Source organism: Sphingomonas sp. AC449 (genome assembly GCF_979253475.1).
In genome coordinates, this window is sequence record NZ_CEEDCZ010000005.1 from 254,623 (window position 1) to 268,071 (window position 13,449).

Annotated in this window: 12 protein-coding genes; 7 read left to right on the forward strand and 5 right to left on the reverse strand. The window is 68.2% G+C overall.

Going from position 1 to position 13,449, the window contains the following annotated elements; all coding sequences use genetic code 11:
- Positions 1-51 precede the first annotated feature (51 nt).
- From argB to AC0CH3_RS11420, 5 genes are all read left to right on the forward strand, one after another.
- The gene (gene argB, locus AC0CH3_RS11400; protein WP_354301048.1) at positions 52-969 is read left to right on the forward strand and encodes an acetylglutamate kinase; all 918 of its coding nucleotides are present in this window, start codon (positions 52-54) and stop codon (positions 967-969) included.
- Positions 970-1,476: 507 nt separating this feature from the next.
- Entirely contained in the window at positions 1,477-1,779 is a 303-nt protein-coding gene (locus tag AC0CH3_RS11405; protein ID WP_056017741.1) for a YggT family protein, read from the forward strand.
- A complete protein-coding gene (locus tag AC0CH3_RS11410; RefSeq protein ID WP_354301050.1) occupies positions 1,776-2,072 on the forward strand; it encodes a DUF167 domain-containing protein in 297 nt (98 codons plus the stop codon). The genes AC0CH3_RS11405 and AC0CH3_RS11410 overlap by 4 nt, the downstream gene beginning before the upstream one ends.
- An 11-nt stretch (positions 2,073-2,083) precedes the next feature.
- On the forward strand, positions 2,084-2,959 hold the full coding sequence (folD, locus tag AC0CH3_RS11415) for a bifunctional methylenetetrahydrofolate dehydrogenase/methenyltetrahydrofolate cyclohydrolase FolD (protein WP_354301052.1): 876 nt from the start codon (positions 2,084-2,086) through the stop codon (positions 2,957-2,959).
- Entirely contained in the window at positions 2,956-3,576 is a 621-nt protein-coding gene (locus tag AC0CH3_RS11420) for a MarC family protein (RefSeq protein ID WP_056017732.1), read from the forward strand. Before folD ends, AC0CH3_RS11420 begins: the two co-directional genes overlap by 4 nt.
- Before the next feature lie 395 nt (positions 3,577-3,971).
- Here the strand turns inward: AC0CH3_RS11420 and AC0CH3_RS11425 are convergent, their stop codons facing one another.
- Positions 3,972-5,762: an AcrB/AcrD/AcrF family protein gene (locus AC0CH3_RS11425; RefSeq protein ID WP_354301054.1), complete on the reverse strand. Its 1,791-nt coding sequence runs from the start codon at positions 5,760-5,762 to the stop codon at positions 3,972-3,974.
- An 89-nt stretch (positions 5,763-5,851) separates the two neighbouring features.
- Between AC0CH3_RS11425 and AC0CH3_RS11430 the strand changes: the two genes are divergently transcribed.
- Positions 5,852-6,277, forward strand: coding sequence for a GtrA family protein (locus AC0CH3_RS11430; protein ID WP_354301056.1), 426 nt, complete (start codon positions 5,852-5,854; stop codon positions 6,275-6,277).
- 16 nt (positions 6,278-6,293) lie between these two features.
- A complete protein-coding gene (locus AC0CH3_RS11435) occupies positions 6,294-7,022 on the forward strand; it encodes a class I SAM-dependent methyltransferase (RefSeq protein ID WP_056017727.1) in 729 nt (242 codons plus the stop codon).
- 81 nt (positions 7,023-7,103) lie between these two features.
- Here AC0CH3_RS11435 and AC0CH3_RS11440 read toward each other — a convergent pair whose 3' ends face one another.
- The 4 genes from AC0CH3_RS11440 to AC0CH3_RS11455 form a co-directional block, all read right to left on the reverse strand.
- Entirely contained in the window at positions 7,104-7,502 is a 399-nt protein-coding gene (locus AC0CH3_RS11440) for a hypothetical protein (RefSeq protein WP_354301058.1), read from the reverse strand.
- A gap of 358 nt (positions 7,503-7,860) precedes the next feature.
- A complete protein-coding gene (locus tag AC0CH3_RS11445) occupies positions 7,861-8,853 on the reverse strand; it encodes a glycosyltransferase family 2 protein (RefSeq protein WP_354301060.1) in 993 nt (330 codons plus the stop codon).
- 192 nt (positions 8,854-9,045) lie between these two features.
- Positions 9,046-10,857: a DUF885 domain-containing protein gene (locus tag AC0CH3_RS11450; protein ID WP_465237901.1), complete on the reverse strand. Its 1,812-nt coding sequence runs from the start codon at positions 10,855-10,857 to the stop codon at positions 9,046-9,048.
- Between the two features lie 308 nt (positions 10,858-11,165).
- Positions 11,166-13,286: a RelA/SpoT family protein gene (locus tag AC0CH3_RS11455; RefSeq protein ID WP_056017717.1), complete on the reverse strand. Its 2,121-nt coding sequence runs from the start codon at positions 13,284-13,286 to the stop codon at positions 11,166-11,168.
- Between the last annotated feature and the right edge of the window lie 163 nt (positions 13,287-13,449).

Below are 13,449 nucleotides of genomic sequence, written 5' to 3' on the forward strand. Positions count from 1 at the left end.
AAGGGGGCAGTGCGGCTTTCGTTCATTCGCCACACTGGCTAAGGGGGCGCGATGACCGATCATACGCCCGATCCCGCCCTGCTCGCCAAGGCCGAGACGCTGACCGAGGCGCTGCCCTATCTGCAGCGTTATGCCGGCAAGACCTTCGTCGTGAAATATGGCGGGCACGCGATGGGCGATCCCGAGCTGCAGCGCGATTTCGCCGAGGACATGGTGCTGCTGAAGGCGGTCGGGATCAACCCGGTCGTGGTCCATGGCGGCGGGCCGCAGATCGGCGCGATGCTGAAGCGGCTCGGGGTCGAATCGCGGTTCGTCGACGGGCTGCGCGTGACCGATGCGGAGACCGCGCAGATCGCCGAAATGGTGCTGGCGGGTTCGATCAACAAGGAAATCGTCGGCTGGATCGGCCAGGCGGGCGGCCGCGCGGTCGGGATCTCGGGGAAGGACGCCGGGCTCGTCCTCGCGCAGAAGGTCGGCCACGCGCGCGAGCCCGACAAGCTGCAGGGGATCGAGCGGCATGTCGACCTGGGGTTCGTCGGCGAGCCGATCGCGGTCGACCGGACGATCCTCGACACGCTGATCAAGGCGGACATCATCCCGGTGATCGCGCCGATCGGGATCGGTGCGGACGGGCATACGTACAACATCAACGCCGACACGATGGCGGGCGCGATCGCCGCGGCGATGGGCGCGGCGCGGTTCTTCCTGCTGACCGACGTGGTCGGCGTGCTCGACAAGCAGGGCGAGCTGCTGACCGATCTGGATCCGGCGAAGATCGCCGAGCTGCGCGCCGACGGGACGATCACGGGCGGGATGATCCCGAAACTCGAGACGTGCGTCGCCGCGGTCGGGTCGGGGGTCGACGCAGCGGTGATCATCGACGGGCGCGTCCCGCACGCGATGCTGCTCGAGATCTTCACGAAACAGGGCGCAGGCACGCTGGTGAGCGCGAAGGGCGGCGCGCGGTAGGAGTCCTTCTTCCGTCATCCTGACGAAAGTCAGGATCCAGAGCCATGAGGGACGCCGCCCGTAACCCTGGATCCTGACTTTCGTCAGGATGACGGGGTTGGGGCAGGGGGGTGCTCTTCTTTCGTCATCCTGGGCTTGACCCAGGATCCAGGGTTACGGGGGTGATGCTGCTTGGCTCTGGATCCTGACTTTCGTCAGGATGACGGGGTTGGGGCAGGGGGGTGCTCTTCTTTCGTCATCCTGGGCCTGACCCAGGATCCAGGGTTACGGGGGGGTGACGCTGCTTGGCTCTGGATCCTGACTTTCGTCAGGATGACGGGGTTGGGGCAGGGGGGGCTCTTCTTTCGTCATCCCGGGGTTGATCCGGGACCCAGGGTTACGGGGGTGGCGCTGCCTGGCTCTGGGTCCTGACGTTCGTCAGGATGACGGGCGGGGTGTTTGCGGTGCGGGGTTCTCGTTGTCGTTCGGCTGCCTTATATCAGGGGTACACCAGCGGAGACCCTTGCCTTGCTCGCCCTTCTTCAGATCGTCCAGTTGCTGCTCAACCTCGTCTGGTGGGTGATCGTCATCCAGGCGATCCTGTCGTGGCTGATCGCGTTCAACGTCATCAACACGCACAGCGATTTCGTCCGGTCGGTGTGGAACGCGCTGCAGCGGATCACCGAGCCGATGTACCGGCCGATCCGGCGGATCCTGCCCGATTTCGGCGCGCTCGACCTGTCGCCGCTCGTCGTGCTGCTGATCCTGTACATCCTGCAGAACATCGTCGTTCCCAACATCGCGCAGAGCCTGCTCGCTCCGACGCTGTGAGCGAACCCGCCGCCTGGCGCGTCGTCGACGGCGGCCTGGCGATCGCGGTCCGCGTGACGCCGCGCGGCGGGCGGGACGCGCTGACGGCGGGGACGCCCGAGCATCTTGCCGCAAGGCTCGCGGCGGCGCCCGTCGACGGCGCCGCGAATGCCGCGCTGATCGCGCTGGTCGCCCGGCGGTTCGGCGTGCCCAAACGCGCGGTGCGGATCGTCGCGGGCGAGACCGCGCGGCTCAAGCGCCTGCATGTCGCCGGCGACACGCCCGCGCTGGCGGAAATCGCCGCCGGTCTTTAAGGACCGCGGGCATGAGCGCGACCATCATCGACGGCAAGGCCTTCGCCGCCGGCCTCAGGGCCCGTATCGCAGACGGCGTCACCGCCTTTCGGGCCGAGGCGGGGCGTGCGCCCGGGCTCGCCGTGGTGCTGGTCGGCGAGGATCCCGCGTCCAGCGTCTATGTCCGCTCGAAGGGCAAGGCGACGCGCGAGGCGGGGATGGAGAGCATCGAGCACCGGCTGCCCGCCGACGTGCCCGCCGAGCAGCTGCTGGCACTCGTCGCGGCGCTGAACGCGGATCGCGCGATCGACGGCATCCTCGTGCAGCTGCCGTTGCCCAGGCATATCGACGAGCAGGCGGTGATCGCGGCGATCGATCCCGACAAGGACGTCGACGGCTTCCATCCGATCAACGCGGGGCGGCTCGCGACCGGGCTGCCGGGGTTCGTGCCGTGCACGCCGTTCGGCTGCGTGCTGCTGCTGAAAAGCGTGCTGCCAAGCCTGAGCGGGCTCGAGGCGGTCGTCGTCGGGCGGTCGAACATCGTCGGCAAGCCGATGGCGCAGCTGTTGCTGCGCGAGAGCTGCACCGTGAGCGTCGTGCACAGCCGGACGAAGGACGTGCCCGCGCATGTCCGCCGCGCCGATATCGTCGTCGCGGCGGTCGGCATCCCGCAGATGATCAAGGGCGACTGGCTGAAGCCCGGCGCGACGGTGATCGACGTCGGTATCAACCGGACCGAGACGGGGCTGGTCGGCGATGTCGACTTTGCGAGCGCGGTCGCGGTCGCGGGCGCGATCACGCCGGTGCCGGGGGGCGTCGGGCCGATGACGATCGCGTGCCTGCTCCGCAACACCTTGGTGTCCGCAGGCCGCCGCGAAGGCATTGCCATCGACGAGGCTGCGCTGTGATCGAGCTGTTCGTCTCGTCGCTGATCACGTTCTTCGTCGTCATCGATCCGCCCGGCTGCGCGCCGATCTATGCCGGGCTGTCGGCGAGCGCGTCCGCGGCGCAGAAGCGCGCGATGGCGATCCGCGCGGTCGGCGTGTCGGCGGCGATCCTGTTCGTGTTCGCGCTGTTCGGCGAGGCGTTGCTCAAAGGCCTGGGGATCAGCCTGGCGAGCTTCCGGATCGCGGGCGGGATCATGCTGTTCCTGATCGCGCTCGAGATGGTGTTCGAGAAGCGCACCGAACGCCGCGAGGACCGCGCCGCCAAGGTCGCGAGCGACCCCGAGGCGGAGGACGTCTCGATCTTCCCGATGGCGATGCCGATGATCGCGGGGCCGGGGTCGATCGCGTCGGTGATGCTGTTGATGAGCCGCAACAGCGGGCTCGAGCGCAGCCTCGTCGTGCTGGGCGCGATGGTCACGATCCTGCTGCTGACGCTGGCCGCGCTGCTCGCGGCGGGGCCGATCATGCGGATCCTGGGGGCGAAGATCGAGGCGGTGATCACGCGGCTGCTCGGCGTGCTGCTCGCGGCGCTGGCGGTGCAGTTCGTGCTCGACGGGGTTTCGGCGGTGATGCGCTAGGGGGGGCAGGCGTCCGTGGTGCGCCGATTGCCGTCATTCTGACGAACGTCAGGATGACGGGGGAGGGGGTGGTGTGTCCGCCCTCCTTCGTCATCCTGGGCTTGACCCAGGATCCAGGGTTACGAGCGGTGGTGCTGTTTGGCTCTGGATCCTGACTTTCGTCAGGATGACGGGGAGGGGGTGGCTGCCCCTCCTTCGTCATCCTGGGCTTGACCCAGGATCCAGGGTTGCGGGCGGGGGTGCTGTTTGGCTCTGGATCCTGACTTTCGTCAGGATGACGGGGGGAGGGGTGGCTGCCTCTCCTTCGTCATTCTGGGCTTGACCCGGGACCCAGGGTTACGGGCGGTGGTGCTGCCTGGCTCTGGGTCCTGACGTTCGTCAGGATGACGGGTGTGTCAGTCGACCTTGAACAGCCGCAGCGGGGAGTTGCGGGGGAGGGGGAGCGGGGTGAGCCAGGCCGGGACCTCGTTCTTTGCCATCCGGGCGTAGAAGCCGTTGGGGCTGCGCGCCTTGTAGTTGGTCGATTCCGCCGCGTTGGGGCAGAGCAGCAGCAAGGTCGCGCCGTGGCGCTTGATGATCGCGTGCGCCGCGTCGGGGCTGCGGCCGAAGGCGTGCTGGACGTCGAGGATCGCCGCGCCGTTGCGGTGATAGGGGCCGGCGATCGCATCATGGTGCGTGATCGTGATCAGCCGCGGGCCCATGTCGACGAAGGTAAAGACCGTCTGCGCGGGGTATTTGTTGAGCGCGAGCAGCACCGTCGTGCGCAGGCAGTTGCCCGTCGCCATGTTGACGCGCTTCTCATACGCCTTGGGGCGGCCGACGGGGACGTATTTAAGCGCGATCCCGACGAAGAACCCCGAGATGATCACCATCGCGCCGACCGTCCCGAAGACGCGGACGAAGACCGAGCGGTGGCCGAGCAGCCAGGGCAGCACGAACCAGGCAAGCGCGACGATGCCGGGCACCGCGAGCAGCTGCGCCGCGGGCCCCGCGCGGACCTGCCACAGCAGCATCGCCGCGGCGAAGCTCGTGAACAGCGCGACCGCGACCCAGCCGATCGCGCGCCGCTCGCGCCGCGCGCGCCACGCCGCGACGAGCGCGCCGATCAGCCCGATGATCGGCAGCGTCGCGAGCGCGACGCCGGTGCGCCAGCTATGCTTGTAGATCGGCTTCGCCTCGCGGACATTGTCGAGCCAGTTGCGCTGGAGCTCGGGCGAGACGCCCTCGGGCCGGGCGAGGCATTGCGGGAACATCAGCGCGAAGCCGATGACGATCGCCGCGCCCGCCGCGACCGCGAGTGCGAGCCGGGCGCCGCGTGATGCAGGGCCGAAGCGGGCGAGTAGGAAGAGGAGCATCCCCGCCGCGATCATCACGCTGAGCCAGACGGGCGTCAGCGCGTCGCAGCGCATCGCCTGGTTCGCGTTCGAGGCGAACAGCGCGAACCCCAGCGTGCTGCCGCCGCCCAAGGTCAGCGCATAGACCGCGAGCCGCGGCGCCTCGGCACGGTCCCACACCCAGCGCAGCCCGATGATCGCGCCCGCCATCGCGGCATAGGGGAGAAGCTCGAGCCCGATCGAGAGCGACACCGCGCTCGCGATCCCGACGAGCGCGCCGCCGCGCCGCGCCTGCGGATCGCAGAGCCCGGCGAGCGTGAGGCTGAGCATCGCGAGCTGCCAGCCGTGATGATCGATGCGTTCGGGCATGTACATCAGCATCGTCGCGGTCGCGCCGACGAGGAAGACGATCGACAGCGGCCAGGCATAGGGATGGACCAGCCGCCGCACCGTCGCGCCGATCCCGAGCATCGCGATCGACAGCGGCAGCAGCGGCGCGATCCCGCAGGCGAGCCGCTCGGCCCAGCTGTTGCTCGTGAACAGGCGGAAGAACAGGATCAGCCCGGCGATCGGCAGGTCGACGATCCGGCTCCAGTGGATGTCGAACCCGACGGGCGGGTTGAGCCGGTACTGGCGCAGATCGTACCAGCCCTGACCGCCGAGCCATGCGCGGACCTGCATCAGGCGCATGTTGTCGTCGGTGTCGCCGAGGGACAGCCAGCGGACCTGCCCCCAGCGGTCGAACACCGACCACGCCGCGACCCCCACCCAAGCGATCAGCGTCAGCGCGATCCAGTGCCGGTCGAGCAGGTCGAGCCACCGCTGCCGTGGGGACTGTTGGGGCTGATCCAAAACGCTTTCCTCCTGACCGCGCGCGGACTAATGCGCGGGGCTATCGTGAGCGCCGCTGTATCGACGCGCGTACAAAGAACAAGGCGGGCATGCAGGCGATCAGGCGACAGATGGACCAGATGCGGGCGAGCGGCGTGCTCGGCCAGCTCCTCCGCTTCGGGATTGCGGGCGGGCTGTCGAGCGTGATCTATTCGCTCGTCTATCTGCCGCTGACCAAGTTCGTGTTTCCGCAGCAGCAGGCGGTCGCGGCGGTGCCGTTCGCCTTTGCGGTGGCGGTGACCGCGGGCTATTTCCTGCACAGCCGGTGGAGCTTCAAGGGGCATGCCGCCGAGCCGGGCGGGGCGAAACACGTCAAGTTCGTGCTGGTGCAGGGGACGGGGCTCGCGCTCAACGCGCTGATCACCTGGGTGGGGACCGCGTTCCTCCATCTGCACCCTTGGGTGCCGCTGATCCCTGCGGTGTTCCTTGCGGCGATCGTGACGTTCGTGCTCAACCGCTTCTGGGTATTCTCTTGATTATGGCCGATTGCTGATGGACCGCATCGTTTACGACCGGATGGCCGCGCATGATTCCACGCACTGGTGGTACCGCGCGCGCCGCGACATCCTCGCGGATTATCTGACGCGCTATGGCGGTTTGCCCGCGCAGGCGAAGATCCTCGAGATCGGCTGCGGGACGGGGCACAACCTGCCCATGCTCGCGGGGTTCGGCGAGATCGACGCGATCGAGATCGATCCGGCGGCGCGCGAGATCGCGAGCGCCAGGCTTGGCAAGCCGGTCGGGGCGGCGCCGCTCCCCGAGCTGCCGGGGGTGCCGCGCGGGCATTACGACCTGATCGCGGTGCTCGACGTGGTCGAGCATATCGCGGACGACGTCGCGGCGCTGAAGGCGATGGCGCAGTGCCTCGCGCCCGGCGGCAAGATCCTGATCGCGGTGCCGGCGCACCAGTGGCTGTGGAGCGCGCACGACACGGTCAACCATCACCACCGGCGCTATTCGAAGGCGACGCTGAAGACCGCGATCGCGGCGGCGGGGCTGAAGCCCGACAAGCTCGGCTATTTCAACTCGCTGCTGTTCCCGCTGGCGGCGGCGGCGCGGATCGCCGGACGGCTGTCGGGCCGCGACGACAGCGATGACTCGCCGCCCGCCAAGCCGCTCAACGCGCTGTTCGAGCGGATCTTCCGGCTGGAGCGGCATCTGGTCGGGCGCGTGCCGATGACGCCGGGGGTTTCGATCGTGACGCTGGCGGTGCCTGGGTAGGGGTTGGGTTGATGTCTGGGTTTGGTGGTCAGCGGATCGTCCGCTTTTGGACACGGCATCGGGCAAAGCAGACCCGGATAGTCAATCGTTCGGGAACGCACCCGGCGGGATGGCGGCTTCGCCTTCAGGCGTGATCGACAGCAAATAAAAGGTTTCGCCTTCCTTCGCCGGTGGAGTGTAGTTTTCGCTCCGTCTCACGACAGTCAAAGCAACGTCTCGATTCATCGGCGCGGCAGCCCTCGCCTGTTCCCACGCAGTAACTTCAAGCGTTGTAAGGTAGCCGCCCTCAATAAGAGGCACGAGAAAACCGATGCTTTCGTCAATGCTTCTGGTCGGAGGCCCCGAGGGGATCTCCCACAACGCCCGCCAGTCCTCATGGCAGTCTTCCAGAAGGCCCGTTTCATTATCTCCAAGTTCCAATGCCGAGCCCTTCCCGCTTTCCTCGTCGACATGCGTGCCATCGTTGCCGAGCGTCTGCAATCGGGAGCGGCCCGCCCCGGGCCGAACGGCGACGAATGGGCGAAAGCGGCGCCTTTTGTCCGTTCGCCCTGAGCGCAGTCGAAGGGTGTGTGCGGGGGCGGTGATTCGACTTCGCTCAGCACGAACGGGGGGTGGGGCGGCGCTGCGGTTGGGTGTGGTTCGCACGCGACGTCTCCTCAATTCCTCCCCGGCGTCGGCCGGGGTCCAGTTGGGGGACCGTCGTGACGGCGGTTGCGCCTCGTTATTCTGGCTATCCCGTTTGGGCCCCGGCCTTCGCCGGGGTGGGGGCTTTCCGAGACGTCGGCTTGCTGGGTTCGCCCCACCCCAACCCCTCCCCTGAAGGGGAGGGGCTTTTTGATTACTTGAGGGGGGGTTCTGTGGGTTCGGCGCGGAAGCCGAGCGTCGCCTTGCCCTGGATGGGGCCGGCGATGTCGGCGACGATGTAGAGCGGGCGGCGTTTGGATTCCACATACAGCCGGCCGAGATATTCGCCGATCATGCCGAGCACGAACATCTGTACCGCGCCGAGGAACACCGTCACCAGCATCGTCGAGGTCCAGCCCTGCACCGCGCTGCCCGAGAGCCAGCCGATCGCGATGTAGACGAACAGCAGCAGCGAGACGCCGGTGAGCGCGAGGCCGGCATGGCTGGCGAAGCGCAACGGGGCGGTCGAGAAGCCGGTCACCGCGTCGAACGCGAGCCGCATCATCTTGGCGAGCGGATAGTTGGTCTCGCCCGCATGCCGCTCGGCGCGGTCATAGGCGAAGGGGACCTGGCGGAAGCCGATCCAGGCGACCATGCCGCGGATGAAGCGCGCCTGTTCGGGGAGCGACAGGAACGCGTCCAGTGCGCGCCTGCTCATCAGCCGGAAATCGCCGGTGTCGACCGGGATCGGCGTGTCGGTCATCTTGGTCAGCAGCCGGTAGAAGGCGGCGGCGGTGGCTTTCTTGAAGACCGTCTCGCCCGCGCGCTGGCGGCGGACCGCGTAGACGACGTCGGCCTGCTGCTCGGCCATCGCGGCGCGCATCTGGGGGAGGAGCTCGGGCGGATCCTGGAGATCGGCGTCGATGATCAGGATCTGCGCGCCCGCGCACAGGTCGAGCCCGGCGGTGAGCGCGAGCTGATGCCCGTGGTTGCGCGACAGGTTGATCGCGACGAGCCGCGGATCGGCGGCGGCGAGACGCTGCATCACCGACCAGCTGTCGTCGCGCGAGCCGTCGTTGATCAGGACGATCTCGTAATCGTCGCCGACCGCGCTCTGCGCCGCGCCCGAGATGCGCGCGTGGAGGAGGTCGAGGCACGCGGCCTCGTTGTAGCAGGGGACGACGATCGAGAGCGCGGGACGGTGCATGCGGGGTCTTTAGCCGGGTGTGCGGGCGGCGTCATCGTCGGATATTCGGTCTCGATCCTCCCCCGCCAGGGGGAGGTGGCGCCGTAGGCGACGGAGGGGGAGGATAGGGGGACCTCGGTGAGTTCGTCCCTTTCCTCCCCCTCCGAGCCGCAAGGGCGGCCCACCTCCCCCTTGCGGGGGAGGATTTATTGGTCAGGCCTTGGCCAAGGCCGTCGCGCGGGCTTCGACGAGGCGTTCGAGGATCGTGAGGGGGACGGCGCCGTCGCGGAGCACCTCGTGGAACTGCTTCACGTCGAACTTGTCGCCGAGGATCTTCTTCGCGGAGTCGCGCGCGCGAAGCCAGCTGATGTGGCCGAGCTTGTAGCTGCACGCCTGGCCGGGCATCGTGCAGTAGCGCTCGATCTCGCGCTGCGAGCGGGGGCGGGCGAAGCCGACCGTGTCGACGAAATAGTCGGTCGCCTGTTCGCGCGTCCAGCGCTTGGCGTGGAGGCCGGTGTCGGCGACGAGCCGCGCGGCGCGGAAGAGGAAGGACTGGAGATAGCCCGCGCGTTCGATGGGGCCGGCATAGCCGCCGAGCTCGTCGGCGAGCTGTTCGGCGTAGAGCGCCCAGCCCTCGACATAGGCGCCGAAGAACGAGAATTTGCGCAGCAGCGGCGTGTCGAGCCCGGCGACGAGGCTGAGCTGGAGATGATGGCCGGGCACGCCCTCGTGATAGGTGAGCGAGGGCAAAGTGTATTTGGGCCAGTCGGCGACGCTTTTCAGGTTGATGAAGTAGATCGCCGGGCGCGAGCCGTCGAGCGCGGCGAGCCGGTAATAGCCGTTCGACGCGCCGTCCTGGATATCGGTCGGGACCGCGCGGATCTGGAGCGGGGCGGACGGCGGGTTTATGAACGCCTGGGGGAGCTTGGCCTGCATCGCGGCGAGCCCGGTGTTGAGCCCGGCGATCAGCTCGGTGCGGCCGGCTTGCGTGTCGGGATAGAGCTGTGCGGGGCTCGCGTTGAGCGCCGCGAGCCGCGCGCCGATGCTGCCCTTGGTCAGGCCCTGCGCCTTGAGGATGGTGTCGAGTTCGGCGCTGATCTGCGCGACCTGCTCGAGGCCCAGTTTGTGGACCTCGTCGGGGGTGAAGTTGGTGGTGGTCGCCTGTGCGAGCGCGGCGGCGTAGATCGCGTCGCCGCCGGGGACCGCCCAGAGCCCCGCCTCGGGGCGCGCCGTGGTGCGGAGCTGTTTCACCAGCGCGATCTGGCGGTCGAGCGCGGGATAGACCTTGTCCGTCACAAGCGCGGTGGCGCGGCGGTCCCAGTCGCCGGTCAGCCCGGCGGCCTTGCTGCGCGTCGCGACCGAGGTGACGAGGCCGCTTTGTGCGGGCGCGGGGGCGCGGAGTGCCGCCATCTGGCCGAGTGCGAGGTCGAGCGAGAAGCCGGGGGCGACGAGGCCGCGTTTCGCGCGCTCGGCCTGTGTCGCGGTGTCGCCGTCGAGCGCCGTCGCGAACGCGTCGAGGCGAGCGCAATAGGCGTCCGCGTCGGCGGCGGTCTTGATGACGTGCGCGCTGTCGAGGAAGTCGGGGACGTCGAAATAGGCGCCGTCCTGCTGGCTGATGACATAGGGATTGGTGGGCGAGCCGACCCCGAACCGCTCGGCGGCGGCGCGCTGCTGGTTCTGCGAATAGAGCACGACCTCGCGGTTGAGGCGGCCGGCGTCGGAGAGCGTGGCGGGGGGGACGGCCTCGATCTGCGCGATCGCGCGCGTGGTGCGCGCGAGGTTCGCCCGGACCGCGCCGGGGGTGTAATCGCCGAGCCGGCTTTTCAGCGCGGCGTTGGCGCCCTTGTCGAGCCCGAGCTGCGTGGCGAATTCGGGGGCGTATTTGAGGTTCGCGTCGAAGATCGACGTGAGCAGCGCGTCGAGCTTCGCGTCGCCGGGGGTGGCGCCCGCGGCGAGGGCTGCGCGCGGGACGAGGGCGAGCGTGGCGAGCATGCTCGCGGACGAGAGGAAGGCGCGACGGTTCATGTGATGGGTCCCCCGGGGTGTTGGTGGGGATAGTAGCCGGGGAATTGCGGGGGGCAAGCGGGGGGTGTGTTAGTCATCCCGGGCTTGCGGGGGCGTGACGCTGCTTGGCTCTGGATCCTGACTTTCGTCAGGATGACGGGGTGGGTGGGGGCGGCACTCCCCTGCCGTCATCCTGGGCTTGACCCAGGATCCAGGGTTGCGGGGGCGTGTCGCTGTTTGGCTCTGGATCCTGACTTTCGTCAGGATGACGGCGGAGGGGGGACGGGACGGCGGTTGCTGCGCGGACGGGCGAGGAGGACGCCGGCGGGTTAGACGCGTTCGACGGTGTTGACGGCGTCGGCGGCGCGGAGGCCGGCCATGAGGCGCATGAGTTGCTGGACGTCGTGGACCTCGACGTCGATCTCGTTCGTGTGGAAGCTGGTGTCGCGCGTGTCGAGCCGCAGGTTGATGATGTTGGCCATGTGCGTGCCGATGATCGACGCGACCACGCCGAGCGAGCCGGGCTCGTTCTTGACCATCACCGAGATGCGCGCGACCGCGCCCTCGGTCTTCTCGCCCCACGCGACGTCGACCCAGTCGGTCTCGTTCTCGGTCCGCTCGGCGAGTTCGGCGAGCACGCGGCAGTCGATCGCATGGACCTCGATCCCCGCATCGGGACGGCGCAGCCCGACGATGCGGTCGCCCGGCACCGGATGGCAGCAGATGGCGAGGTCGTAGGCGACCCCCGGCGTCAGTCCCTTGATCGAGATCGCGCTCGATTGCGGCGCGACCGCGTGGCCGAGATCGGCGCCGGTCGAGCCGGGCATCAGCGCCTCCATCACCTGTTCGTCGGACACGGTGCGGCGCGCGATCGCGACCATCAGCGCGCCCTCGTCGGCGATCTTGAGGCGTTTGAGCGCGTGCTCGGTCGCGTCCGCGGCGATCTGCGCGGGGAGCCGCGTGACGATGTCGTCGAACAGCGTGCGGCCGAGCGATTCCTGCTCGACGCGCTCCTTGTGGCGCAGATGGCGGCGGATCGCGGCGAGCGCCTTGCCCGTGGTCGCGACGTTGAGCCAGTGCGGTTGCGGCGACTGGCCCTTCGAGCGCAGGATCTGCACCTGGTTGCCGTTCTCGATCACCGTCGAAAGCGGCACGACGCGGCCGTTGATCTTCGCGCCGACCGCCTGGTCGCCGAGATCGGTGTGGACCGCATAGGCGAAGTCGATCGGCGTCGCGCCCTTGGGCAGCTGGATCAGCTCGCCCTTGGGGGTGAAGGCGAAGATGCGGTCGGCGTACATCGCCATCCGCGTGTGTTCGAGCAGCTCCTCGGGGCTCTCGGCGGTGTCGAGGATCTCGACGAGATCGCGGATCCAGCTGACCTGATGCTCGCCGCCGCCGATCGTCTGGCCGCCGGTCTTCTGCTTGTACGCCCAGTGCGCGGCGAGGCCGAATTCGGCCTGCGCGTGCATCGCCTCGGTGCGGATCTGAATCTCGATGCGCGCATTGTCCGCGTGGATGACGCTGGTGTGGAGCGAGCGATAGCCGTTGCGCTTGGGCGTCGAGATGTAATCCTTGAACCGGCCCGGCACCATCGGCCAGCGCTGGTGGATGATGCCGAGCGCGGCGTAGCAGTCCGCCTCGGTCGGCACGATCGCGCGGAACGCCATCACGTCGGACAATTGTTCGAAGCTGATATGGCGTTCGGACATCTTGCGGAAGATCGAATAGGGGTGTTTTTCGCGCCCCGACACGTCGGCCTCGATCCCCGCGCGCGATAGCACCAGCCTGAGCCCCGACGCGATCTTGGCGATGCGGTTGCCGTCGCCGTTCTTGAGCTGCTCGAGCCGGCGGTTGATCGATTCGGAGGCTTCGGGCTCGATCTGTTCGAACGCGAGCGTCTGCATCTCGCGCATGAACTCGTACATGCCGATCCGCTCGGCGAGCGGCGCGTAGATGTCCATCGTCTCCTTGGCGATGCGACGGCGCTTCTCGGGCTTCGCGATATGATGCAGCGTGCGCATGTTGTGCAGCCGGTCGGCGAGCTTGACCAGCAGCACGCGGATGTCGTCGGACATCGCGAGCAGGAACTTGCGCAGGTTTTCGGCGGCGCGTTCGTTCTCGGTCTGCGCCTCGATCTTGCTGAGCTTGGTGACGCCGTCGACGAGCCGCGCGACCGACGGGCCGAACAGCCGCTCGATCTCCTCGGGCGTGGCGACGGTGTCCTCGATCGTGTCGTGGAGGATCGCGGTGGCGATCGTCTCGTCGTCGAGATGCAGGTCGGTCAGGATCCCCGCCACCTCGATCGGGTGGCTGAAATACGGATCGCCGCTGGCGCGTTTCTGCGACCCGTGCGCCTGCATCGAGAACACATAGGCACGATTCAGCAGGGCCTCGTCGGCATCGGGATCGTAATCGAGGACTCGATCGACGAGTTCATATTGGCGCAACACGATTGCTAGATGGGGCCGCAACGCGCCGCTTTGCAATCAAAAGCGTCAAGTCAGTGTGATCGAGCGGCTAGATTGCAGGGCTTTGTGGCGGCGGGGGGAGCGGCGCGGGGCGGCCGCTCGCGAGGTCGACATGGACGCTGACCATCGTGATGACGGTGTGCAG

Coding starts and splice junctions, on each gene's coding strand:
- argB (WP_354301048.1), top strand. CDS start 52: ATGACCGATCATACGCCCGATCCCGCCCTGCTCGCCAAGGCCGAGACG.
- folD (WP_354301052.1), top strand. CDS start 2,084: ATGAGCGCGACCATCATCGACGGCAAGGCCTTCGCCGCCGGCCTCAGG.
- AC0CH3_RS11430 (WP_354301056.1), top strand. CDS start 5,852: ATGCAGGCGATCAGGCGACAGATGGACCAGATGCGGGCGAGCGGCGTG.
- AC0CH3_RS11435 (WP_056017727.1), top strand. CDS start 6,294: ATGGACCGCATCGTTTACGACCGGATGGCCGCGCATGATTCCACGCAC.
- AC0CH3_RS11445 (WP_354301060.1), bottom strand. CDS start 8,853: ATGCACCGTCCCGCGCTCTCGATCGTCGTCCCCTGCTACAACGAGGCC.
- AC0CH3_RS11450 (WP_465237901.1), bottom strand. CDS start 10,857: ATGAACCGTCGCGCCTTCCTCTCGTCCGCGAGCATGCTCGCCACGCTC.